Annotated in this window: 19 protein-coding genes and 1 pseudogene; 10 read left to right on the top strand and 10 right to left on the bottom strand. The window is 64.4% G+C overall.

Annotation, left to right across the window (positions count from 1 at the left end):
• Positions 1-19: 19 nt before the first annotated feature.
• The 5 genes from sdhA to ACODS4_RS07930 all read right to left on the bottom strand — a co-directional run bounded on the left by sdhA (position 20) and on the right by ACODS4_RS07930 (position 4,281).
• The gene (gene sdhA, locus ACODS4_RS07910; RefSeq protein WP_488862409.1) at positions 20-1,804 is read right to left on the bottom strand and encodes a succinate dehydrogenase flavoprotein subunit; all 1,785 of its coding nucleotides are present in this window, start codon (positions 1,802-1,804) and stop codon (positions 20-22) included.
• Positions 1,805-1,809: 5 nt separating this feature from the next.
• Positions 1,810-2,205: a succinate dehydrogenase, hydrophobic membrane anchor protein gene (gene sdhD / locus ACODS4_RS07915; RefSeq protein WP_488862411.1), complete on the bottom strand. Its 396-nt coding sequence runs from the start codon at positions 2,203-2,205 to the stop codon at positions 1,810-1,812.
• Between the two features lie 11 nt (positions 2,206-2,216).
• Positions 2,217-2,606, bottom strand: coding sequence for a succinate dehydrogenase, cytochrome b556 subunit (gene sdhC / locus ACODS4_RS07920; RefSeq protein ID WP_488862413.1), 390 nt, complete (start codon positions 2,604-2,606; stop codon positions 2,217-2,219).
• Between the two features lie 259 nt (positions 2,607-2,865).
• Positions 2,866-3,129 carry a hypothetical protein gene (locus ACODS4_RS07925; RefSeq protein ID WP_488862415.1) on the bottom strand — a complete coding sequence of 88 codons (264 nt, stop codon included), beginning with the start codon at positions 3,127-3,129 and terminating at the stop codon, positions 2,866-2,868.
• Positions 3,130-3,306: 177 nt separating this feature from the next.
• Positions 3,307-4,281: a DUF4062 domain-containing protein gene (locus ACODS4_RS07930; protein ID WP_488862417.1), complete on the bottom strand. Its 975-nt coding sequence runs from the start codon at positions 4,279-4,281 to the stop codon at positions 3,307-3,309.
• A gap of 514 nt (positions 4,282-4,795) precedes the next feature.
• On the opposite strand from ACODS4_RS07930, the pseudogene ACODS4_RS07935 reads away from it, so the two are divergent.
• A pseudogene (locus tag ACODS4_RS07935) lies at positions 4,796-4,966 on the top strand (IS5/IS1182 family transposase); the annotation flags it as partial.
• Between the two features lie 116 nt (positions 4,967-5,082).
• On the opposite strand, the gene ACODS4_RS07940 reads toward ACODS4_RS07935, so the two are convergent.
• Both ACODS4_RS07940 and ACODS4_RS07945 read right to left on the bottom strand, forming a co-directional pair.
• Complete coding sequence (locus ACODS4_RS07940) at positions 5,083-5,973, bottom strand: hypothetical protein (RefSeq protein WP_488862419.1); 891 nt, start codon at positions 5,971-5,973, stop codon at positions 5,083-5,085.
• 221 nt (positions 5,974-6,194) lie between these two features.
• Positions 6,195-8,978, bottom strand: a complete 2,784-nt coding sequence (locus tag ACODS4_RS07945; RefSeq protein WP_488862421.1) for an ATP-dependent DNA helicase — start codon at positions 8,976-8,978, stop codon at positions 6,195-6,197.
• A 120-nt stretch (positions 8,979-9,098) separates the two neighbouring features.
• On the opposite strand from ACODS4_RS07945, the gene mtgA reads away from it, so the two are divergent.
• Positions 9,099-9,779: a monofunctional biosynthetic peptidoglycan transglycosylase gene (gene mtgA / locus ACODS4_RS07950; protein WP_488862423.1), complete on the top strand. Its 681-nt coding sequence runs from the start codon at positions 9,099-9,101 to the stop codon at positions 9,777-9,779.
• 16 nt (positions 9,780-9,795) lie between these two features.
• Here the strand turns inward: mtgA and ACODS4_RS07955 are convergent, their stop codons facing one another.
• On the bottom strand, positions 9,796-10,323 hold the full coding sequence (locus ACODS4_RS07955; protein WP_488862425.1) for a GAF domain-containing protein: 528 nt from the start codon (positions 10,321-10,323) through the stop codon (positions 9,796-9,798).
• A 372-nt stretch (positions 10,324-10,695) separates the two neighbouring features.
• Here ACODS4_RS07955 and ACODS4_RS07960 point away from each other — a divergent pair, with 372 nt between their 5' ends.
• Entirely contained in the window at positions 10,696-13,278 is a 2,583-nt protein-coding gene (locus ACODS4_RS07960) for an EAL domain-containing protein (RefSeq protein WP_488862427.1), read from the top strand.
• Positions 13,279-13,297: 19 nt separating this feature from the next.
• Here ACODS4_RS07960 and ACODS4_RS07965 read toward each other — a convergent pair whose 3' ends face one another.
• Positions 13,298-13,621, bottom strand: a complete 324-nt coding sequence (locus ACODS4_RS07965; RefSeq protein ID WP_119831939.1) for a DMT family transporter — start codon at positions 13,619-13,621, stop codon at positions 13,298-13,300.
• Positions 13,622-13,767: 146 nt separating this feature from the next.
• On the opposite strand from ACODS4_RS07965, the gene ACODS4_RS07970 reads away from it, so the two are divergent.
• The 4 genes from ACODS4_RS07970 (at position 13,768) to ACODS4_RS07985 (ending at position 18,435) form a co-directional block, all read left to right on the top strand.
• Positions 13,768-15,336 carry a lysine--tRNA ligase gene (locus tag ACODS4_RS07970; protein WP_488862430.1) on the top strand — a complete coding sequence of 523 codons (1,569 nt, stop codon included), beginning with the start codon at positions 13,768-13,770 and terminating at the stop codon, positions 15,334-15,336.
• Positions 15,337-15,639: an Lrp/AsnC ligand binding domain-containing protein gene (locus ACODS4_RS07975; RefSeq protein WP_488862432.1), complete on the top strand. Its 303-nt coding sequence runs from the start codon at positions 15,337-15,339 to the stop codon at positions 15,637-15,639.
• A 491-nt stretch (positions 15,640-16,130) separates the two neighbouring features.
• Positions 16,131-17,045 (top strand): hypothetical protein, encoded by a 915-nt coding sequence (locus tag ACODS4_RS07980; protein WP_488862434.1) that lies wholly within the window; start codon positions 16,131-16,133, stop codon positions 17,043-17,045.
• 121 nt (positions 17,046-17,166) lie between these two features.
• Positions 17,167-18,435, top strand: coding sequence for a DUF2336 domain-containing protein (locus tag ACODS4_RS07985; protein ID WP_488862436.1), 1,269 nt, complete (start codon positions 17,167-17,169; stop codon positions 18,433-18,435).
• Between the two features lie 33 nt (positions 18,436-18,468).
• On the opposite strand, the gene ACODS4_RS07990 is transcribed toward ACODS4_RS07985, so the two are convergent.
• A complete protein-coding gene (locus ACODS4_RS07990; RefSeq protein ID WP_488862438.1) occupies positions 18,469-18,903 on the bottom strand; it encodes a hypothetical protein in 435 nt (144 codons plus the stop codon).
• 272 nt (positions 18,904-19,175) lie between these two features.
• Between ACODS4_RS07990 and mdh the strand changes: the two genes are divergently transcribed.
• The 3 genes from mdh (at position 19,176) to sucD (ending at position 22,477) form a co-directional block, all read left to right on the top strand.
• A complete protein-coding gene (mdh, locus tag ACODS4_RS07995; RefSeq protein ID WP_488862440.1) occupies positions 19,176-20,144 on the top strand; it encodes a malate dehydrogenase in 969 nt (322 codons plus the stop codon).
• 259 nt (positions 20,145-20,403) lie between these two features.
• The gene (gene sucC, locus ACODS4_RS08000) at positions 20,404-21,600 is read left to right on the top strand and encodes an ADP-forming succinate--CoA ligase subunit beta (RefSeq protein WP_488862442.1); all 1,197 of its coding nucleotides are present in this window, start codon (positions 20,404-20,406) and stop codon (positions 21,598-21,600) included.
• 1 nt (position 21,601) lies between these two features.
• The gene (gene sucD / locus ACODS4_RS08005; RefSeq protein ID WP_488862444.1) at positions 21,602-22,477 is read left to right on the top strand and encodes a succinate--CoA ligase subunit alpha; all 876 of its coding nucleotides are present in this window, start codon (positions 21,602-21,604) and stop codon (positions 22,475-22,477) included.

A 22,477-nucleotide genomic window follows, 5' to 3' on the forward strand; every position in this document is an offset into this window, starting at 1 on the left:
CCTTGCCTTGAGCGGGGCCTTAGTACACGCGGGGCTTCGGCGGGAACACCTGGACCTCGTCGGTCAGCGTGTAGAGATGGACCGGACGATAGCCGAAGGTCGTCTTGCCATCCTCGCCCACCCAGATCGCCGTGTGCTTCATCCAATCCACGTCGTCGCGGTTCGGATAATCCTCACGCGCGTGGGCGCCACGGCTTTCGGGACGGTTTTCCGCCGAATGCAGGGTGGCCACGGCCTGATAGAGCAGGTTGTCCAGCTCCAACGCCTCGACCAGATCGGAATTCCACACCAGCGAACGGTCGCTGATCGCAATGTCGCCCTTCTTGGCGAAGACCTGATCGATGAGCTTGACGCCCTCGCTCAGCACGTCGCCGGTGCGGAAGACGGCGCAGTTGTTCTGCATCGTCTTCTGCATCTCCAGGCGCAGATCGGCGGACTTGATCGACCCCTTGGCGTTGCGGATGCGGTCGAACCGCTCCAGCGCCGCGTCGGTGCTGCTGTCCTTGACCGACGGGGCCTTGCCCGGCTGAACGATCTCAGCGGCGCGGATGGCCGCCGAACGGCCAAACACCACCAGATCGAGCAGCGAGTTCGAGCCGAGGCGGTTCGCGCCATGGACCGACACGCAAGCCGCTTCGCCGATCGCCATCAGGCCGGGAACCACCTGGTCGGGGTTCTCGGCGGTCGGGTTGATGACCTCGCAGCGGAAGTTGGTGGGGATGCCGCCCATGTTGTAGTGGACGGTCGGCAGAACCGGGATCGGCTCCTTGGTCACGTCCACATTCGCGAAGATCTTGGCCGTCTCGGCGATGCCGGGCAGGCGCTGATGGATGATCTCCGGCGGCAGATGCTCCAGATGCAGATGGATGTGGTCCTTGTGCTCGCCGACGCCGCGACCCTCGCGGATCTCGATGGTCATCGAGCGGGACACGACGTCGCGCGACGCCAGATCCTTGGCCGACGGCGCGTAACGCTCCATGAAGCGTTCGCCGTTGGAGTTGGTCAGATAGCCGCCCTCGCCGCGCACGCCTTCGGTGATGAGGCAGCCGGAGCCGTAGATGCCGGTCGGGTGGAACTGCACGAACTCCATGTCCTGCAAGGGCAGGCCCGCGCGCAGGATCATGCCGCCGCCGTCGCCGGTGCAGGTGTGGGCCGAGGTCGCGGAGAAGTAGGCGCGGCCATAACCGCCGGTCGCCAGCACGACGAGCTGACCACGGAAGCGGTGGATGGTGCCGTCGTCCAGGTTCCAGGCGAGAACGCCCTTGCAGACGCCGTCTTCCATGATGAGGTCGAGCGCGAAATACTCGACAAAGAATTCGGCCTCATGCTTCAGCGACTGCTGATACAGCGTGTGCAGCATGGCGTGGCCGGTGCGGTCGGCGGCGGCGCAGGTGCGGTAGGCCTGGGTCTTGCCGTACTGCGCGGTCATGCCGCCGAAGGCGCGCTGGTAAATCTTGCCTTCGGGCGTGCGCGAGAACGGCACGCCGTAATGCTCCAGCTCGATGATCGCCGGGATGGCCTCGCGGCACATGTATTCGATGGCGTCCTGGTCGCCCAGCCAGTCCGACCCCTTGACGGTGTCGTACATGTGGTAGCGCCAGTCGTCCTCGCCCATGTTGCCGAGCGCCGCCGAGATGCCGCCCTGGGCGGCGACCGTGTGGCTGCGCGTGGGGAACACCTTGGTGATGCACGCCGTCTTCAGGCCCTTTTCGGCCATGCCGAAGGTGGCGCGCAGACCCGCGCCGCCGGCGCCGACGACGACGACGTCATAGGTGTGATCGATGATCTGATAGGCGGTCGCCATGGTCGTCAGGCTCCGATGAAAATCTTGGCGACGGCGAGCACGCAGGCCAGCGCCAGCGCGACGGACAGGAATTTGACGGCGATGAGCGCCGCCAGCTTCCGCCACTCGCTGTGGATGTAGTCCTCGATCACCACCTGCAAACCCGACTGGGCGTGATGGAAGGTGACGACGGCGACGAGGATCATCATCACCGCCGAAAAGGGCGACTTGATCCAGGCGTGGAAGGCCGCGTAATCGGCCCCCAGATGGCGGATGACGCCGAACACGAACCAGATGGTCAGCGGGACCAGCGCGATGGCGGTCAGACGCTGGCTCCACCAATGTTCGGTGCCGTCCTTGGCCGACCCGAGGCCGCGAGCGTGAGCCAGCGGCGAACGCAGATTTGAGGGGGTGGACGTCATGGGTTCTCTCCTCACCACACGGCCAGGCCGACGACCCACGTCAGCACGGTCAAGGCGGCGGCGGCGCCCAGCACGATCTTGTTGTTGCGCTCGGCGTCCGCCAGCTCGAACGACTTGCCCGCGTCCCACACCAGATGGCGCAGTCCGTTGCACAGGTGGAAATAGAGCGCGGCCGACCAGCCGAACATCAGCAGCAGGCCAAGGCCCGAACCGATGAAGCCCTGCGCGCGCGCGAAGGCTTCGGGGCTGACGGCGGCGGCGACCAGCCACCAGGTCAGGAGAAGGGTGCCGACGGCCAGCCCCACGCCCGTGATGCGGTGCGTGATGGACAAAACCGCCGTCAACGGGAGTTTGTAGATCTGAAGATGCGGGGAGAGCGGCCGACCGCTGCCGTTTGCCATTGCGTCGTCCTCTGTTCGGCGGCCGATCGCGGCGCGACATGACGAGCGCCGCGATGGCTGGGTGGTGCGTGCCCTGGGGATGGAACGGTTTTCCGCTCCGATTGGTTGGCGCAATGAATTACGCTCCCGCAGCATCCGAGTCAACGGCGGGGGCCGGGATGTGACGATTTTGGCATGGCGCGGGAAGTGGCTGAAAAGAAACGGCCTTCGCTGTTCGTGGTATTACCAGCAAAAAGCAGCGCTTGAGGACTGGCCCGCGTTACTTGTCGAACCGCCGCACATTCTCGACCATCATCGAGTACATTTGGGTAATCAGTTCCGCCGGGCGCAGGCGACCGAAGGGGATGTTCTCCTTGGCCCATTCCACCAGCCCTTCGGGCGGCTTCACCGGCGCGACCTCATACCCCGCCTTTTTCAAGGCGCTGGTCACGGCCTTGGCCTGCTTGACGTAATCCTCGTTGAAAAAGGACTTGTCGGCGTCCTTGATCGCCTTGGCGATGAGATCCTCGATGTTCGTCGACATGGCGCGGGCGCGGGCTGCTTCGTCATGGTGAAGGAAATCTTAGCGCCACCGTCGCACAGACGGCGGGCGCTGGCAATCGGGTGGGTGGGAAACTGGCTGCTGTAGGCTAAGGGCATACAAATGGCACCTCCCCATTTTTGACGGAAATCACTCACAAACTCAACTATTTAGGTATAATTACGGCGTTAACGTATGTTTTTGATGCTCAGACACTCGGAGCCTTGTTAGAAGATCAAGACCTTTATCTGTCAATTTCCAAAATATTTCCCCATTACCATTATCAGGCTCATACTCTGAAAACTCAACCAGCCCACTTGCAATTAATTTTATTGAAATTGTATCAAAATCAAATTGGTCTATCTCTAAATTATGAAACGCTTCAGGCTTGTATTTTAATTTGAAATTATATTCTAAAGCAGATTTAACATGATAACTAAATTTTCTTGATATTATAGATGGAGCCAATATACTAAATACATCAATTAACGGAATGTCAATTCTAAATGATTCCCCATTAACACGACAGGTAATACTGCAATTTTTATTTTGGATATAATTTTCTTCCACAGTTTTTATCCTAATTTTAGGGGAGGAATCAGCTATTCTGCGTAATTTCTCATTTTCTAACCGCAACTCATTAATTTGAGTCAAGAGTGCCGTCGTATCAGCGACGTTGCCTCTAACCCAACCAACCGCTGGGTACGTTTTGATGGTGCGATTAAGGCTTGCTGTGACATGGCCAGGAAGTTGGTCTGCTGAAGTCCATTCTTTTACCAACCTCCCTGCTGAAGCCTTCTTTCGGAATTTCTCAAGTCGCTCACGACCTTCATCGGACATCTCCGTCTTTCCAGAGGGGATGCTTTGAGGATCTCCATGAAGAAGCGCGATAATTTTAATGCCTTTGCTCACAGCGTAATCATACTCCTTCTCAGTATAACTGACGCCATCAAGACTAATGGACCCGTACCGCCCTCCTATAATCAAAATATAATAATCAGAATCATCGATAATCCTTTTTATGAAATTAAACTGATCCTCATCCAATGCGGGAAACAACTCCATGCCCGCTGGTATGCAATCTATCTCAAGAACAGCTTGGTACACCTTGTCACGTTCTTGCTTTAGATCAGTAAAGGTCGAACTGATAAACACCTGATATCGTTTTTCCAAAATAGCCTCCGTAAAACTTCAGCGGATTCCGCAATGTAAGTTACTGTAACTTTCTTGAAAAGTTTATTCAACGATGACAGGCAGGCAAAATCGCAAGCAAAGTTCCGCTTCAAATCAGATCCTCCAACGCCCCCTCGAATAGGATCTCTACTATCCAAACCAGCGCTGAATCATATCCACATAGCTCGCGCTCCCAAGCTCCAGCGTCCCCAGAAAAACGTCCAAATCGGACAGAGAGGTGAAGAGTTTTGCCGCTCGCCGTCCAATGGCCAGTTTGGGCGGCGCAGGCCGCCAGGGGCGGAAGGATAGAGGTCATCCCCGCCATGGCGCCTTGCGTCACCCCCGCGCCAGAAACGCCGCCGTCTCCTCCACCGCCCGTTTCAGCCCCACCCGTTTGACCTCCCCCCCCCTCGGGGAAGGCGCCGAACAGGCGGCTGGGCATCATCGGGTCGAGCAGGACGAAGACGCCAGTGGCGGCGGTACGGCGGAGCAGACGGCCAAAGGCTTTGAACGGCGGACTCGGCAGTGGGTCGTGGGGCGCGCCGTCGCTTGGCTCAACCGCAATCGCCGCCTCGCCAAGGACTTCCAGGCCACCATCGAAAGCGCCGTCGCCTGGATCTTCATCGCCAGCGTCAAACCGCTCTCAAGACGGGTGGCCAGGACATAGACACAGCCATGCCGATTCCGAGTCAGACTCTCAAGCGCCGCGTTGAGTCCAACGCCCACAAGCACGACCATCGCCGGAAATCCGACGCTGCCCCCCAGGATACTAAGATCAAGCCATCACGAGGCCCGCTTTCCTTCAGCGGCCAACGATTTGAATTTGGCGTACAGATCCGATGCCCTCTGCACCCCGCCACCCTCGCCGTCGCGGGCGAACAGGACAGCGGCGACAACCGCGTCGGACCCTGATTTGCCGTTGGTCACGGCGTATCGGCGCATTCCCACCATCGATGGTTGGTCGGTGGACGACAGCGAGGAGGACAGCGGCCCGGACAGGATGGACGCCCACAGACCGCTGGCGGTCGCGTCGCCCGAATCCAGATCGACCAGGGTCGTCTGGTCATCAGGCACATCAACGCCACGGTCAAACGCCACAAACGACGTGGTGCTGAGTTCCCCCCGCACCGAACGACTGATGGAGAAAGAGCCGGCGCGCGCCAGCGTCACGTCTGGATCATATTGTGAATCCGGCTCGTTTTTCTCTTTCAAAACCGATGGTTTTTCTGGCGCCCGCAGGCCTTGGCTCTCCTGAAACGTACGGATGATGTCAAGCGCCGCCCCGCTTACGACCGTCGCCTCGTTCTTTGCAACGCCAAAGGTGTTTTTCATGCTCCCGATGCTTGTCTCCCAATGATCCATCAGTTTCTTGGTCCAGTCGGAAAACACGTCCAAGAATTTGGACGCGCCAAGTCGACCGATGGCGCTGGATTGGGGGTCTTTCTTCGGCATGGCGTTGGACAGGTCAACCGCCTCGCTGCGGCCGAACAGGTCATAGGCCCGACCGGGTTCCATGTTTTTTATGGTTGATCGAAGGTCAACGATCACGGCGGGGGATTCGGAGGCGGAGCGCGTCGGCCCGGTTGGCGCGGGGGCCGGCGGTTTCTGCCCGGCGGCTCTCACCTCAGACGATGACCAGTATCCGCCAGTCGGCGATTCAAGCGAAACCTTCATGATGCGCGCCCCTGTTGCGGCAGGACGGCGCAACGTGACGTCACCGCGTTGATCGCGCCATCCCCACACGCTTTCGTAGCACCACCATCCCGCAGCCATAAGGTGGACTTTTGGACTATTTCCTCTCCCAAAACGGATAGAGCCTGTTTCCCAGACCACAGGGCGGCGCCCCATCTTCGGACGCAGGCGCCTCCTCAGGATTCACCCGGTCGCCATCCCGCTCACCCCCGCGCCAGAAACGCCGCCGTCTCCTCCACCGCCTGTTTCAGCCCCACCCGTTTGACCTCGACGCCTTCGGGGAAGGCGCCGAACAGGCGGCTGGGCATCATCGGGTCGAGCAGGACGAAGACGCCGGTGTCGTCGGCGCGGCGGACCAGACGGCCAAAGGCTTGCTTCAGGCGCAGCCGCGCGATCATGTCCTCGTAGCGGCGGCGGCCGAAGGCGTCGCGGCGGGCGCGGTGCAGGATGTCGGGGCGCGGCCAGGGCACGCGGTCGAAGACGATCAGGCGCAGCGAGCGGCCCGGCACGTCCACCCCGTCGCGCACCGCGTCGGTGCCGAGCAGACAGGCGTGCTCGTCGCCCCGGAAAATGTCGATCAGGGTGGCGACGTCGAGCGGATCGACGTGCTGGGCGTAAAGCGGGATCCCCGCCGCGTCCAGCGGCTCGGCGATGCGGTCGCGGACGGCGCGCAGGCGGTTGATCGCGGTGAACAGCCCCAACCCGCCGCCGCCCGCCGCCAGAAACAACGCTTTGTACGCGGCGGCGACCTGCCCCAGATCATCCTTGCGCACGTCGGTGACGACGAAGACGCGGGTGTGATTCGGGTAGTCGAAGGGCGAGGGGACTTGCGCGCGCAGCGCGGGCGTCGGCAGATGCGAGGCGCCGCAGCGATCCTCCGCCGCGCGCCAATCCTGCCCGACGTCGCCGGTGCCGTCGGTCAGCGTCGCCGAGGTGACGACCATGCCATGGGCGGGTCCAGCCAGCGCCTCGGCGAAGGGAACCGTCGGGTCGATCCAGTGGCGGTAGAGGCCGACGTCGACGTCGCGCCCCTCGATCCGCTCCACCGCGAACCAATCGACGAATTGCGCGGGCGTCTCGACGGCCAGCGTGCGCAGCATCGACCGCCACGCCTCGACCGTCAGCGTCCCGCGCCGGTGCAGGCTGCGCGACAAAGCGTCGATACGGCGGCGCTGGTCGGAATCCAGCTCCGTCGCCTCATCCTCCAGCCGGGCGGCCAAACGGCGGGACAGCGCCTCGACCGGCTCCGACAGGCGGACCAGCCCTTCGTCCAGCGCGGTCGCCGCGTCGATCAGCCCATCGACCGGATAGGCCTTGTCGGCCTCCAGGCTGTAAAGACCGCCCTGCCCGGCGGTGCGGGCGTAGACCTGCTGGCGCGCCAGCGTCAGGAAACGTTCGGTCGGCCCCTGCGGGTTGTCGGCGGCCAGACGGGCCGACCAGCCGTCCGCCGGCAGCACCCGCGCGCCCATCAGCACGGCGTCGAGCAGGGCCAACGCCTCCTCGTCGCCCGCCACGATGTCCTCCAGGCGGCGCTTCAGGCCACGGGCGCGGCTGCGCCCGGTGTCCTCCGCCCCCAGCAGCCAGCGCCGAAGCTCCTGCGTCTCGCGCCCGGTCAAATGCCCGGCGAAGGCGCTGTCGGCGGCGTCGAAGACATGGTGGCCCTCGTCAAAGACGTAACGGCTGGGCAGGGTCGCGTCCTCGCCGCCGCCCAGCGCCGCTTGGATCATCACCAGCGCGTGGTTGGCGATGACCACGTCGGCCTTGCGGGCGCGCCGCACGCTCTTTTCGATGTAGCAGCGGCTGTAATGGTCGCAGGCCGAATAGACGCACTCGCCGCGCCGGTCGGCCAGCCCCAGGGTTGGGCCGCGCCCGGCGATGTCCACCAGCCAGCCGGGAAAGTCGCCGCCGGTCATGTCGCCGTCGCGCGTCGCCGCCGCCCAACGCGCCATCAGCCCGACGCCGACGGCGCCCCCCGCCCCGCTTCCGCTGTTGGCCTGGAAATGCATGGCGCGCACCGCCTCTTCCAGATTCAGCAGGCAGAGGTAATTTTCGCGGCCCTTGCGCAGCACCACCTTGCGCGCCTTGGTCGCCGGATCGGGGTAGAGCCGATCCAACTCCGCGTCGATCTGGTGTTGCAGGTTGCGGGTGTAGGTGGAGATCCAGACGGTCCCGCCGTTCTTTTCCGCCCAGACGGTGGCGGGGGCGAGGTAGCCCAGAGTTTTGCCGACGCCGGTTCCCGCCTCCGCCAGAACGACGTTCGGCGCGTCGGGGGCGGCGCGCGGGGCGAAGGCGGCGGACACGGCGCTGGAATAATCGGCCTGCTGCGGACGCGGCTCGGCCTCTTTGCCCAGCGTTTGGACCGACAGCATGGCGGCCAGACGGCGGCGCGCCTCCTCCGGCTCCACCGGATTTTGCGCGGGCGGCGGCAGGGGCGCCCCCTCCTCCCACTCCTTGATCTTGGTCCAGACGCGCAGGCCCGCGCGGGCGGCGCCCTTTTCCGGCCCCTCGGGCTTGCCCAGCGCCGCCAGCACGGCGGGCGCCCAGGGCCAACCGGCCCGCCCCATCTCCCAGGCGAAGGCCAGCGGATCGGACGCCTCCTCCCGCCCCGGCGCGGCCAGCGTGCCGAGCAGACGGCGCACCGCGCGTTGCAGGGCCAGCGCCTCCGCCTCATGCCCCTCGGGAATCGGCAGGTCGAGCGCCTCGGCCACGCCGCGCGGGGTCGGCACGCAAAAACGCGCGGGATGGACGAAGGCGAACAGCTCCAGCACGTCGAAGGCCGGAAAGGGATCGACGCCCAGACGGCGGGCGAAAGCGCGGGCGTGGCAGAGCAAGGGCGCCTGACGGCGAACCCGCTTGGCGGCGGCGGCGAAGGTCATCTCCTCCACCTCGCCGTCCAACGACAACGCGACGACCAGCCGCGCCCCGGCCACCAGGGCGGGCGCGTCGTCAAGCTGGGGAAGCTGGGCGGGAAGCGGCGTCGTGTCCATCGGCGGCACTATAGGGCGCAGCCGCCCGGCAAAGCGAGCGCCGGTTGTTGACGCGCGACCGCAAACGCCCCCATTGAAAGGAGCGGCTTACAAACAGGGGTGACGGGCGGAATGCGGCGGATGGCGCGCAGGCTGGCGCGGGGGGCGTTGATCGGGCTGTTCGGGCTGCTGGCGCTGTCGGTCGCCTGGGCGGCGCTCTATCGCGTGGTCGCGCCGCCGGTCACGCCGCTGATGCTGATCCGCGCGGCGACGGACGGCGCCGGGTTGGCGCGCGATTGGCGACCGCTTGAGGCGCTCTCGCCCCATCTGGTCCGCGCCGTCGTCGCGTCGGAAGACACCAGCTTTTGCGGCCATGGCGGTTTTGATTGGGACGCCATCGAAACCGCCTTCGAGGCCAACAGCGACGGCAAACCGCTGAAGGGCGGCAGCACCATCAGCCAGCAAACCGCCAAGAACGCCTTTCTCTGGCCCAGCCGCGACTGGCTGCGCAAAGGGGCCGAGGCGTGGTTCACCCTGCTGATTGAACAGCTCTGGCCCAAACGGCGGATTCTGGAGGTCTATCTCAACATCATCGAATGGGACGACGGGGTTTATGGGGCCGAAGCCGCCGCCCGCCATCATTTCCACAAGTCGGCGTCGGCCCTGACCCGACGCGAGGCGGCGTTGCTGGCCGTGGTGCTGCCCAGCCCGCGCCATTGGTCGCCGACCAACCCCGGCCCCTATGTCGCCCGCCGGGCGGCGATCATCGACCGGCGGATGGCGGTGGTGGAGCGCGACGGCTTGGCCGACTGCGCCCATTGACCATCGCCACGCTCCGTCAGGGCCCGGTCGGCGTCGGCGCCCGATCCCCCTCGTCGTCCGCGACGCGGCACACCATGCCAATCAGCATCGCGACCCCTTGCAGACAGGCGACGTCGGCGGGGGTCCAGTCCCGCTCCGCCCCGGACTGCTCGCAGCACAGCACGCCGACCGCGACATTTTCGTGCAGAACGATGAAATCCAACAGGCTGCGCACATCCTTTGGTTTAAGATACGCGTCGGCGAACCCCTTGGTCGCGGGGTGGGTCAAAGCGTCACGCGCGACAAGCTTGGCGTTGTTGGTGATGGCCCGAAAATAATCAGGATATTGGCTGCGAAGCAGAACATCTCCTGGAGAATGCGTTCTCCGGGCGCTGTCGTACAAATTTTCGCATGTCAAACTTTGATAAGAACTGTCAAACACCCAAACACTGGCGCGTGTTGCGCCTGTGCGTTCCACGATGTCCTCACAGGCCGCTTTCCAGACATCCGCGACTGTGCTGTGCCCAACCCGCAGTCCAAACACCGCCGCCTGTGTTTTGTGCACTGGCCGTCTCCGCAACGCCGCCTTGGACTTCTTCAATATCCGTAGCAAAACAATCAAGGCGAGTCGAGATATTCGATTATCGAGTTCGATAATTTCACTGGTAATTCCACAATTGATTTCGCTATAGGGTGTATAACTAACCGCCGGATGTATTTCCCAGAGGCTCTATCGAACCGTTCGTTGCCGCAACACAACAAACGGAGTAGGCTTGCCCCGAAGGCAAGGGGGATGGGACTGTCGGTCGTCGGCGATCCCACCTGTCTCGCCGGATCTCCCGCCACCGCTTCAGCCATCAACCGGGGACCCATGCCTGCCGTTCCGTCTCGCCGTGGATTGGGATCGCGTTGCCTTGTTCTCGCGCTGAGCGTGAGCATGGCGGTCGCTGTCCTGATCGGTTCGGCGCAGGCCAACCCGACTCCGAACACCGCCTTCCCGCCCGCCCGGACGTCGATCAAGGTGGCGTTGGACGACAATTACCCGCCTTTCAGTTTCCGCGATTCCGAAGGCGCCCATATGGGCATGCTTCAGGAATTGTGGGCGCTGTGGTCGGAACGAACCGGCGTCGCCGTGGAGTTGGTGGGAACCGACCTCAGCCTTGCCGTCAAAATGGTGGAGCAGGGCAAGGCCGACGTCATCGACACGATTTTCCGCACCCCCGCCCGCGACCGCACGCTCGATTTCTCGGCTCCTTACGCCACGCTGGACGTGCCGATCTATTTCAACGCCGATCTCAGCGGCATCACCGGCCCCGCCTCGCTGCGCGGCTACACGGTGGGGGTCAAGAACGGCGACGCCTGCATCGACTGGCTGAACGATCACGGCATCATCAGCATCAGCCGTTACCCCAGCTTCGCCTCGCTGATCGACGCCGCCATCCACCAGGACATTCTGGTTTTCTGCATCGACGACCCGTCCGCCCGCTATTTTCTGACCAAATACGGCATCCAGGACCGTTTCCGCTTCACCGAACCGCTGTACGCCGGCGAACTCCATTGGGCGGTGCGCAAGGGGGACGAAGAACTCCACGCCCTTGTCACCGAAGGCTTCAAGCGCATCACGCCCGAGGAACGGCGCGCCATCGAAGATCGCTGGTACGGTCGCAAGATCACCGGCGTGCTCGATTCCCAGCGCTTGGCTCTGTTGAGCAAGATCCTGATCCCGGCGCTGCTTCTCGGCTTGGCGACGCTGGCCTGGAACGCCGTCCTGCGCCGCCAGGTCGCCGCCAAGACGGAAAGCCTGCGCGACGCCGTCGCCGCCCTGTCGATCAGCGAACAGCAGTTCCGCACCATCTTCGACAACGTCAACGACGCCATCTTCATCCATGACCTGGACAGCACGGTCATTCTTCAGGTCAACCGCCGGATGATCGAGATGTACCGGCTGGGCGACTACCCGGTGTCGGCCCTGGACATCGGCATGCTCAGCTCCGGCGTCGCCCCCTACACGCTGGACGACGCCGCCGCCTGGGTGCGGAAGGCCGCGACCGGACAATCGCAGATCTTTGAATGGCACGCCCGCACCCTGGACGGCGAGCTGTTCTGGGTCGAGGTCAGCATGCGGCGGGCCGCGCTGGACGGCAACGACCGCCGCCTGCTGGTGGTGGCGCGCGACATTTCCGAACGCAAATCCGCCCAGGAGCGGATGGAGTTCCTGTCCCACCACGACCCGCTGACCCTGCTGCCCAACCGCCTGCTGGTGCAGGACCGCGCGGCGCAGGCCATCGCGCGGTCCGAACGCAACGGGCGGATGGTGGCCTTGCTGGCCTGCGACCTCGACCAGTTCCGCGCCGTCAACGATTCGCTGGGCCACAGCGTCGGCGACGCCCTGTTGCGCGCGGTCGCCGAACGGCTGAAGACGTGCGTGCGCGACACCGACACCGTCAGCCGCCCCGGCGGCGACGAATTCCTGTTGCTGCTGTCCGGTTTGGCCGACACCGATTCCGTGGTGGAAACCGTCGCCTCGCTGCACGAGGCGTTGACCGCGCCCTTCGACATCGACGGCAACGAGCTGACGATCACCCTGTCCACCGGCATCGCCCTGACGCCGACCGACGGGGCCGATTTCCAGACGCTGTTGAAGAACGCCGACACCGCCCTGCACCACGCCAAATCCAGCGGGCGCAACACCCACCGTTTCTTCGCCGAGGCGATGAACGTGGAGGCCGTCGCCCATCTGTCCACCCGCAGCGGCCTGCGCCGGGCGCTGGAGCGCGGCGAGTTCCTGGTCCAGTACCAGCCGCAGATCAATCTGGACAGCGGCGCGGTGATCGGCGCCGAAGCGCTGGTGCGCTGGAACCACCCCGAACGCGGCATGATCCCGCCCGGCTCCTTCATTCCCATCGCCGAAGACAGCGGCCTGATCGTCCCCATCGGCGAATGGGTGCTGCGCGAATCCTGCCGTCAGGCCGCGCTTTGGCAGGCCGCCGGTTTGCCGCTGACCGTCGCCGTCAACCTGTCGGCCCGCCAACTGCAACGCCCCGATCTGGCCGACACGGTGGTGGCGGCCCTGGCCGACAGCGGCCTGGACCCGCTGTTCCTGGAGTTGGAACTCACCGAATCCATGCTGATCGAGAACACCGACGTCGTTCTCGCCAACATCCGCAAGGTCAAGGCGCTGGGCGTCCAACTGTCCATCGACGATTTCGGCACCGGCTATTCCAATCTGGCCTACATCGGACAGCTCGCGGTGGACAAGCTGAAGATCGACCGTTCCTTCATCGCCGATCTGTGCAGCAACCACGACAGCGCCCGCATCACCGCCGCCGTCATCCAAATGGCCCACAGCCTGAGCCTGACCGCCGTGGCTGAAGGCGTCGAGGATCACGGCACGCTCAACCAGCTCCGCTATCTGCGCTGCGACGTCGCCCAAGGCTATCTGCTGGGCCGCCCCGGCTCCGCCGACGTGGTGGAGCGCATGGCCCGACAAACCAGCGCCTTTCCCGTTCCCGTATCCTGAGCGAAGGGGCGGCGCGCTCTCAGGCGTGGCCGCCCGCCATGTGCAGGCTGACCACCCCGGCGACGATCAGGGCGATGCCCGCCACCTTCAGCGCGCTCAGGCTTTCGCCGAAGACGAACACGCCGATGGCGGCGATGGCGGCGGTTCCCGCCGCCGACCAGATCGCGTAGGCGATGCCGACCTCGATCGTTTTCAACGCCTGGGCCAACAGGGTGAAGGCCGCGCCGTAGCAGGCCACCACCACCAGGGCGGGCCACAACCGCGTCATGCCGTCCGACATCTTCATCGCCGAGGTTCCGACGATTTCAAAGACGATCGCCACGACCAGATAAAACCAGCTCATCACCATGCACTCGCTCGCAAGACCAGCCGGGGAACATGGCCCTCCGGCGGCTTCGCCGCAAGTCCTGCGGTTGACGGAACGCCCGCGCCGCCCTAGGGTTGTCGCCCTCTTAAGCAATGTTTCTTTGGTGTTGAAAGGGTCTGACCATGACCGGCGAACGGGATTTGGCGTTGCAGGCGAAGGCTTGGCCGTTTGAGGAGGCGCGCAAACTGGTCGCGCGCTTCAGCAAAGCGCCGCCCGCCAAAGGCTACGTCCTGTTCGAGACCGGCTATGGCCCGTCGGGCCTGCCGCATCTCGGCACCTTCGGCGAGGTCGCGCGCACCAGCATGGTCCGCCACGCCTTCCAGACGATGAGCGACATCCCCACCAAGCTGTTCTGCTTCTCCGACGACATGGACGGGCTGCGCAAGGTTCCCGACAACATCCCCAACAAGGAGATGGTGGCCGCCGCCCTGGGCAAGCCGCTGACCCAGGTTCCCGACCCGTTCGGCACCCATGACAGCTTCGGCGCCCACAACAACGCCCGCCTGCGCGCCTTCCTCGACAGCTTCGGCTTTGAGTATGAGTTCCAGTCCTCCACCGACTGGTACAAGTCGGGCCGTTTCGACGAGGCGTTGCTCGGCGTCCTGCGCCACTATGACGAGGTCATGGCGGTGATGCTGCCGACGCTGGGGGCGGAGCGGCAGGCGACCTACAGCCCGTTCCTGCCGATCTCGCCCGCCACCGGTCGGGTTCTCCAGGTGCCGATGCTGGAACGCGACGCCGAGGCCGGAACCATCGTCTTCCAGGACGAGGACGGCAAGAAGGTCGAACTGCCCGTCACCGGCGGCCATGTGAAGCTGCAATGGAAGCCCGATTGGGGCATGCGCTGGTTTGGTCTCGGCGTCGATTACGAGATGTACGGCAAGGATCTGATCCCGTCCGCCGAACTGGCCGGGAAGATCTGCCGCATCCTCGGCGGCGCGGCGCCAGAAGGCTTCAATTACGAGCTGTTCCTGGACGACAAGGGCCAGAAGATCTCCAAGTCGAAAGGCAACGGCCTGACGATGGAAGAGTGGCTGGCCTACGCCCCGCCGGAAAGCCTCGCGCTCTACATGTTCCAAAAGCCGAAATCGGCCAAGCGCCTGTATTTCGACGTGATCCCGCGCGCGGTGGACGAGTATCTGACCTTTGTGGACAAGGTCCATGGCGAGGAGCCGGCCCGCAAGCTGGAAAACCCGGCCTGGCACATCCATGGCGGCAAGCCGCCCGCCGTGCGGTCGGACGTGTCCTTCATCCTGCTGCTGAATTTGGCGGCGGCGGCGAACGCCGAAACCAAAGACACCATGTGGGGCTTCATCCGCCGCTACGCGCCCGACGCCACGCCGGAGAACAGCCCCTTCCTGGACAGCATGATCGGCTACGCCGTCCGCTATTATCAGGACCAGATCAAGCCGACCAAACAGTTCCGCGCCCCGACCGACGCCGAACGCGCCGCGTTGGACGCCCTGCTGGTCAAGCTGGACGAACTGCCCGCCGACGCCAAGGCCGACGTCATCCAGAACGAGGTGTTCGAGGTCGGCAAGGCCCATGGCTTCACCGAACTGCGGGCGTGGTTCCAGGCGCTGTACGAGGTTCTTCTGGGCCAGACCACCGGCCCGCGCATGGGGTCCTTCATCCAGCTTTACGGAATCGCCGAAACCAAGGCGTTGATCCAGGAAAAACTGGCGGTCTGATTGAGCGGATTCCCTCCCCGGTCCCCGCCGGGGAGGGAAAAGCCCACGCGCGCGGTCATCCCCCCAGCGGCGGACGACGCGTCAGACGCCCCCCGCCAACATGACGACCTTGATCGGGGCGTCATCGACCTGCTGCGCGGCCTGCCGGAGCTGCATTCCCTGCACACCACCAACGGCAAATGGGATCTGGTCGCCGAAATCCGCGCCGCCAGCCTGCCCGATTTCGACCGGGTGTTGCGCGAGGCGCGCGTCATCGACGGCGTTCTGAACAGTGAAACAATTTTTCTTCTCAGTTCCATTTAAGTGTTTCCCACAGGATCCTTGATAAAAAGCGGTGAAGGAGCGATACAGAATACGATATCGCTCTGGCCGGACCGCCAAGATGGTTGACCGTCAATATTATCAATTGTTTGCCAATCATCTCTTTGCACAAAAGTTTACGTATTGGGCAACACCCCAGTCATTTGCACATTTGTTGCGCATAAAAAGAATTATTCCACACTCGGCCATGCGACTGCCGCACCGCACCAATTCCAAAACCGTGGTATCGCTAACACGTCGAAGGTCCTATGCTCCGTCCCGTTACTGCATTTTGCAGTGCGTTTCCTCCCTAGACTTCAAAGGCCGCACCCTTCTGGGTTGCGGCCTTTTTTTCCGCCAAAGGCTGGCGTCGGCTCCCAGAATCATCGCGCCCCTGTGACCGCGATCACAGATGTATTTGCATAAAATACGCGACAATTTGCTTCCATCACCGCCGCCATCACGCGGAAGCGGAGCCAAGGGAGCGTTCCAGGATGTCGACCGATCAACCGCCGTTCGTGCGCCACCACCGCACCGCTCAGGCTCTGGTCAGCACCTTTCAGGAAGCGCTGGAGCCGCAATTCGCCGCCAAGGGCGCCCTGTCGCGTGAGGAGTTCACCCGCGCCATGGGGCTGATGATGGCGCATTGGCCCACGGTCCTGCCACTGTTCGCCAGCATCTGCCAATCTTGCGCCATGGCGTCGAGTTGTCAGGGCGGGGGGTGCGGAAACGCGGGCGGCGGCGACGCCCCGCGCATGGTGTTCAAACCCGACGGACGGCGGCGGGATTTCGTGACCCGGCTGATGTTCTCCACCGTCTTGCTGAAGGTGCCGGAAAGCGTCGATCCCATCAGCGGCGAGGTCTTTCCCCAAGTGATCGCGTCGGGGCTGCAAACCAGCATCAGCGGCCTGTTCTATGAAAAAGAATGGGAGGCGCTGAACGCCAACGCCATCACCATCTACAACCAGATCGGCACGGACCATGACGAAGAGATCTGGAGCCGCATCAGCCGCGAGGATTCGCTGGCGGTTCTGGTCGACACCATGTTTGTCCGCGTGATGCTGCGTTTCAAACAATTCCACCAGCAACGCCAAACCTTCATGCGGCGGATGACCGACCTGCTGCGCGACAAGCGGTTCATCTTCGCAGGCCCCCATTTCGACACGCTGTTCGACACGATGTTCGGGCGTTTGCGCGACAGCCTGCGCAGCGAACTGGACCGCGCGCGCGTGGACATTCACTACGGTGACGGCACCTCGGACAATTTGATGCGGATCTTCGACCAGTTCGACAAGCACAAGCTGGAACAGGCGCAGCCGATCCAGATGCTGGGCGGACGGCGCGCGCCCCGTCCGATGCTGGCGCAACGCCCGATGCTGGGGGCGACCCCGGCGGCCAAGCGGCGTTGACGGGCGACTCGGCGTGATGGCGCATTAGGCGTCCGTTAACTCAAACAGCGTCCGATGGAGGCATGATGACGCCCAGCTTCCTGCCCGACACCGGGTTTCCCCAACACAGGCGCGTGGTCCGGTGACGCCCCGGCGCGCGCCCGCCCCGCCGCCGTCCGGCGCGCCCACCCACGCGGAGGGCGAGTCCGGCGTCGCGCCCGAACTGTTGTCATACCTGTTCGACGGGCCGGACGACTCCGCCTTTCCGCTTCCGGCTCTCGCCACGGCGCATTCCCCCATCGCCCCGGCCTCTCCCCTGGCGTCCCCGTCGCCCCCCCGATCCGCCGGTCAACGAGTCGGCGACGCGCTGGTCGAATCGCGGCTCGCCGGGATGGGCGACGCCAGCGTGCGCGCCTCGCTGGCGCGAAAGCTGTGCCGCCTGCTGCCCGATTTGCCGCCCGGCGGGGCCGACGCCGTCACCAGCGTGGCGGTCCGCGCCCTGGAGCAGCTTGCCCGCGACCACATCACCCGCGTGCGCGAAGCCTTGGCGACCTCGATCAAGGATGTGGCCTGCGCGCCGCCCACCGTCGTCCGCAGCCTGGCGCGCGACGTCGAACGCACGGTGGCCGAACCGGTTCTGCGCTGCTGCGCCGCCCTGACCGACGAGGATTTGCTGGACATCGTCGCCAGCGCCCCGGCGGGCTGGGCCTTGTCGGCCATCGCCCGGCGGCATCGGGTCGGCGCGTCGCTGGCCGACGCCATCGCGGGCAGCGGCGACGACGACGCCACCGGGGTGCTGCTCGACAATAACGGCGCGGTGATCGCCGAGGCGACGCTGGAAACCCTGGTCGAGGAGTCGGCCCATCACCCGGAATGGCAGGAAAAGCTGGCCCGCCGCCCGGCCCTGCCCCGCCGTCTGGCGGTGCGCTTGGCCGATTTCATCGACCTGACGGTGGTGGAGGCGCTGCGGGGCCGCACCGATTACGACGACGCGACGGTGGCCGAGATCGCCGCCGCCACCCGCCGCCGGATCGACTGGGCCGACGCCGCCGACCAGGGCGACAGCCCGGAACGCCGCGCCGTCCGCCTGCACCGCCAAGGCAAATTGACCGAAACCGCGCTGGGCGACGCCCTGTCCTGGAACGAGACCGGCTTCGTCCACACCGCGCTCGCCCTGCGCGCCCGCGTGGCGCCGGAGGTGGTGGAGCGCATTTTGACCGCGCGGGATCCCCACGCGGTGACGGCGCTGGTCTGGCGCGCTGGTTTTTCCATGCGCTGCGCCATGCAGATTCAGGCGCGCGCCGCCGGGATCAACCCGCGCGCCATGCTCAACGCCCGCCAGGGCCGCGCCTTTCCGCTCAGCGCGGCGGACATGACGCGGCATCTGATCCGCTACGGCGTGCGGGAATAGCCTTACGCCGTCCCGCGCCGCCGCTTCGATGGTTTACGGCGTGCCGACGCGGCGCAGCGCCCGGCCCGCGCGCGGGGGCGTCGCCTCGTCCGGCACGGTCGGATCGCGGTAATAGGGCTGATCGACCGGCTCCTTGTAGGCCTCCGCCGGAGTCACGATCTGCTCGCCGGTGCCGCCGTCAAACGCGATCAGCGGCAGCTTGCGGGCCTCGGCGCACGCCTCGCGATTCTGGACGAGCGTCGGCTCCTCGGAACCGTTGATGGTCACGAGCGGCAGAACCCACGCGGCGCGCTTGCTTTCGGGAATCGCCGTGTAGACGTAGTTGGTCAACGTGCGGCAGCCCGCCGCGTCGACGACCGTCGCGGTCTCCAGAGCGGTTTTGTAGTCCGCGACGGTTTGTCCCACCGCAGCGCCAGCCATCAGCGCCAGCGGCAGGGACAAGGACAGAATGGTGGTGAAACGGGCCATGCGGCGCTCTCCCTCGTGCCATATCAAACGGTTCGCGAAACAACTCTCCCAGATACGTATAGTGCCGATCAACCCGGCTGTGCGAAATGAAGATCCGGCCTGCGACGCGACGCTGCATTGCTGCGGACGCGTCCGGGCTTGCTCTCTGCGTCAAAACGCGCTACCTACCCTTCCGAAATCTCGGGGCGCTGGATCCCTAAGACGTTAGAATGACCATTGGTTCTGTCCCCCGCTGAATGGGGGATGCTCAACGTTTTAGGGAACGCTCCAAAATGGCTCGCAAGAAGATTGCGCTCGTCGGCGCCGGTCAAATCGGCGGCACGCTGGCCCTGCTGGCTGCCCAGAAGGAACTGGGCGACGTCGTCCTGTTCGACATCGCCGAAGGCATGCCCGCTGGCAAGGCCCTGGATCTGGCCGAGACCGCCCCGGTCGAGGGCTTCAACGCCAGCCTGACCGGCGGCAACGACTATTCCGTCATTGAAGGCGCGGACGTCGTCATCGTCACCGCCGGCATCCCGCGCAAGCCGGGCATGAGCCGCGACGACCTGATCGGCATCAACAGCGGCGTCTGCAAGACCGTTGGTCAGGCCATTGGCAAGTACGCCCCGAACGCCTTCGTCATCGTCATCACCAACCCGCTCGACGTCATGGTGTGGGTGCTCCAGCAGGCCTCCGGCCTGCCGCCGGAGCGCGTGGTCGGCATGGCGGGCGTGCTCGACTCGGCCCGTTTCCGCTTCTTCCTGGCCGAAGAGTTCAACGTCTCGGTCGAAGACGTCACCGCCTTCGTGCTGGGCGGCCATGGCGACACCATGGTCCCGCTCGTCCGCTACTCGACCGTCGCCGGCATTCCGCTGCCCGATCTGGTCAAGATGGGCTGGACCACGCAGGAGAAGCTGGACGCCATCGTTCAGCGCACCCGTGACGGCGGCGCCGAGATCGTCAAGCTGCTGAAGACCGGCTCGGCCTTCTACGCTCCGGCGGCGTCGGCCATCCAGATGGCGGAATCCTACCTCAAGGATCAAAAGCGCGTTCTGCCGGTCGCCGCCCACCTGAGCGGCCAGTATGGCCAGGACGACCTCTACGTCGGCGTTCCGACGATCATCGGCGCCGGCGGCGTCGAGAAGATCATCGAGATCGAGCTGAACGACGACGAGAAGGCGATGTTCCAGAACTCGGTCGACGCCGTGAAGACCCTGGTCGACGTCGTCAAGAAGCTGGACGCCGAAAAGGCCGCTTCCTAAGACGCCCCGGTCCCGCGCGATTCGGCCGCATGACGGAACAGGAACGGTGGTTTGATCCATCCGCGTCCAATGTTACGGTCAGCGGCCCGCATCATCCGCCCTTCGGCGCAAGTCCCGCAAAAGACGAACGCCGAAGGTCGGACGCGCGACGCGCAAGGACCGAAGTCCATGGCCGATCCTTTGTTTCGACCTTTCGATCATTCTCTGTCGTCAGTCGATCCGATTTCGTCAGCCGAACCAAAAAACAGATGGACGCCCGATGAACATCCATGAGTACCAGGCCAAAAGCCTGCTGAAGAAATACGGCGTCGCGGTCCCGCGCGGCGGCGTCGCCTACACCCCGCAAGAGGCCGAGACGGTCGCCCGCGAACTCGGCGGTCCGGTTTGGGTCGTGAAGTCCCAGATCCACGCCGGTGGCCGTGGCGCTGGCCGCTTCAAGAACAACCCCGAAGGCAAGGGCGGCGTCCGCGTCGTCAAGTCGATCGAGGAAGTCGGCAAGAACGCCGGGGAGATGCTGAACAACGTTCTCATCACCAAGCAGACCGGCCCCGAAGGCCGCGAGGTCAAGCGCCTCTACGTCGAGGAAGGCGCCGACATCAAGCGCGAGCTGTATCTCGGCCTGCTGACCGACCGCGCCACCGGCCGCGTCACCATCATGGCGTCGACCGAAGGCGGCATGGAGATCGAGGAAGTCGCCCACAACACCCCGGAAAAGATCGCCAAGGTCGCCATCGACCCGGCGACCGGCATCCAGGGCTTCCACACCCGCAAGATCGCCTTCGCGCTGGGTCTGGAAGGCAAGCAGGTGGGATCCGCCGCGAAGTTCATCACCGCCGCCTACAAGGCGTTCGTTGATCTGGACTGCGCGATCGTCGAAATCAACCCGCTGATCGTCACCGGCGCGGGCGACATCCTGGCGCTCGACGCCAAGATCAGCTTCGATGACAACGCGCTGTTCCGTCACAAGGACATCGAAGAGCTGCGCGACGAAGCCGAAGAAGATCCGTACGAGATCGAAGCGGCCAAGCACAGCCTCAACTACGTCAAGCTCGACGGCAACATCGGCTGCATGGTGAACGGCGCCGGTCTGGCGATGGCCACCATGGACATCATCAAGCTGTATGGCGGCGAACCGGCCAACTTCCTGGACGTCGGCGGCGGCGCCACGAAGGAGCGCGTCACGGCGGCCTTCAAGCTGATCCTGTCCGACAGCAACGTCGAAGGCATTCTGGTCAACATCTTCGGCGGCATCATGCGTTGCGACGTGATCGCCGAGGGCGTCGTCGCGGCGGCCCGCGAAGTGCACCTGCATGTTCCGCTGGTCGTCCGCCTGGAAGGCACCAACGTCGATCTCGGCAAGAAGATCCTTGCTGAATCCGGTCTGCCGATCCTGTCGGCCGACAATCTTGCCGACGCCGCCGAAAAGGTGGTCAAGGCCGTGAAGGAGGCCGCGTGAAATGGCTGTTCTCGTCGATAAGAACACCAAGGTGATCTGCCAGGGCTTCACCGGAGCCCAGGGCACCTTCCATTCCGAGCAGGCCATCGCCTACGGCACCAAGATGGTTGGCGGCGTGACGCCCGGCAAGGGCGGCGCCAAGCACCTCGACCTGCCGATCTTCGACACGGTCGCCGACGCGGTCCACAAGACCGGCGCCAACGCCTCCGTGATCTACGTGCCGCCTCCCTTCGCGGCGGACGCGATCCTGGAAGCCATCGACGCCGAAATCGCGCTGGTCGTCTGCATCACCGAAGGCATTCCGGTGCTGGACATGGTGCGCGTCAAGCGCGCCCTGCAAGGCTCCGCGACCCGTCTGATCGGGCCGAACTGCCCGGGCGTCATCACGCCCGACGAATGCAAGATCGGCATCATGCCGGGCCACATCCACAAGCGCGGCAAGATCGGCATCGTGTCGCGCTCCGGCACGCTGACCTACGAAGCCGTGGCGCAAACCACGGCGGCGGGCCTGGGTCAGACGACCTGCATCGGCATCGGCGGCGACCCGGTCAACGGCACCAACTTCGTCGACAGCCTTGAGCTGTTCGTGAAGGACCCGGAGACCGAGGGCATCATCATGATCGGCGAAATCGGCGGCGACGCCGAGGTCAAGGGCGCCGAATTCCTGAAGGCGTCGGGCACGAAGAAGCCGGTCGTCGGCTTCATCGCCGGTCGCACCGCTCCTCCGGGCCGCCGCATGGGTCATGCGGGCGCGGTGATTTCGGGCGGCAACGACACCGCCGACTTCAAGATCGACTTCATGAAGTCGGTCGGCATCGCCGTGGCGGACAGCCCGGCGTCGCTCGGCTCGACCATGCTGAAGGTCTTCAAGGGCTGA

The sequence above is a fragment of the Azospirillum sp. FG154 genome (genome assembly GCF_057809575.1).

Excerpts from the sequence above, each read along its gene's own strand:
- sdhA (WP_488862409.1), bottom strand. The coding sequence starts at position 1,804 with ATGGCGACCGCCTATCAGATCATCGATCACACCTATGACGTCGTCGTC.
- sdhD (WP_488862411.1), bottom strand. The coding sequence starts at position 2,205 with ATGACGTCCACCCCCTCAAATCTGCGTTCGCCGCTGGCTCACGCTCGC.
- sdhC (WP_488862413.1), bottom strand. The coding sequence starts at position 2,606 with ATGGCAAACGGCAGCGGTCGGCCGCTCTCCCCGCATCTTCAGATCTAC.
- ACODS4_RS07925 (WP_488862415.1), bottom strand. The coding sequence starts at position 3,129 with ATGTCGACGAACATCGAGGATCTCATCGCCAAGGCGATCAAGGACGCC.
- ACODS4_RS07940 (WP_488862419.1), bottom strand. The coding sequence starts at position 5,973 with ATGAAGGTTTCGCTTGAATCGCCGACTGGCGGATACTGGTCATCGTCT.
- ACODS4_RS07945 (WP_488862421.1), bottom strand. The coding sequence starts at position 8,978 with ATGGACACGACGCCGCTTCCCGCCCAGCTTCCCCAGCTTGACGACGCG.
- mtgA (WP_488862423.1), top strand. The coding sequence starts at position 9,099 with ATGGCGCGCAGGCTGGCGCGGGGGGCGTTGATCGGGCTGTTCGGGCTG.
- ACODS4_RS07960 (WP_488862427.1), top strand. The coding sequence starts at position 10,696 with ATGGCGGTCGCTGTCCTGATCGGTTCGGCGCAGGCCAACCCGACTCCG.
- ACODS4_RS07965 (WP_119831939.1), bottom strand. The coding sequence starts at position 13,621 with ATGAGCTGGTTTTATCTGGTCGTGGCGATCGTCTTTGAAATCGTCGGA.
- ACODS4_RS07970 (WP_488862430.1), top strand. The coding sequence starts at position 13,768 with ATGACCGGCGAACGGGATTTGGCGTTGCAGGCGAAGGCTTGGCCGTTT.
- ACODS4_RS07980 (WP_488862434.1), top strand. The coding sequence starts at position 16,131 with ATGTCGACCGATCAACCGCCGTTCGTGCGCCACCACCGCACCGCTCAG.
- ACODS4_RS07990 (WP_488862438.1), bottom strand. The coding sequence starts at position 18,903 with ATGGCCCGTTTCACCACCATTCTGTCCTTGTCCCTGCCGCTGGCGCTG.
- mdh (WP_488862440.1), top strand. The coding sequence starts at position 19,176 with ATGGCTCGCAAGAAGATTGCGCTCGTCGGCGCCGGTCAAATCGGCGGC.
- sucC (WP_488862442.1), top strand. The coding sequence starts at position 20,404 with ATGAACATCCATGAGTACCAGGCCAAAAGCCTGCTGAAGAAATACGGC.
- sucD (WP_488862444.1), top strand. The coding sequence starts at position 21,602 with ATGGCTGTTCTCGTCGATAAGAACACCAAGGTGATCTGCCAGGGCTTC.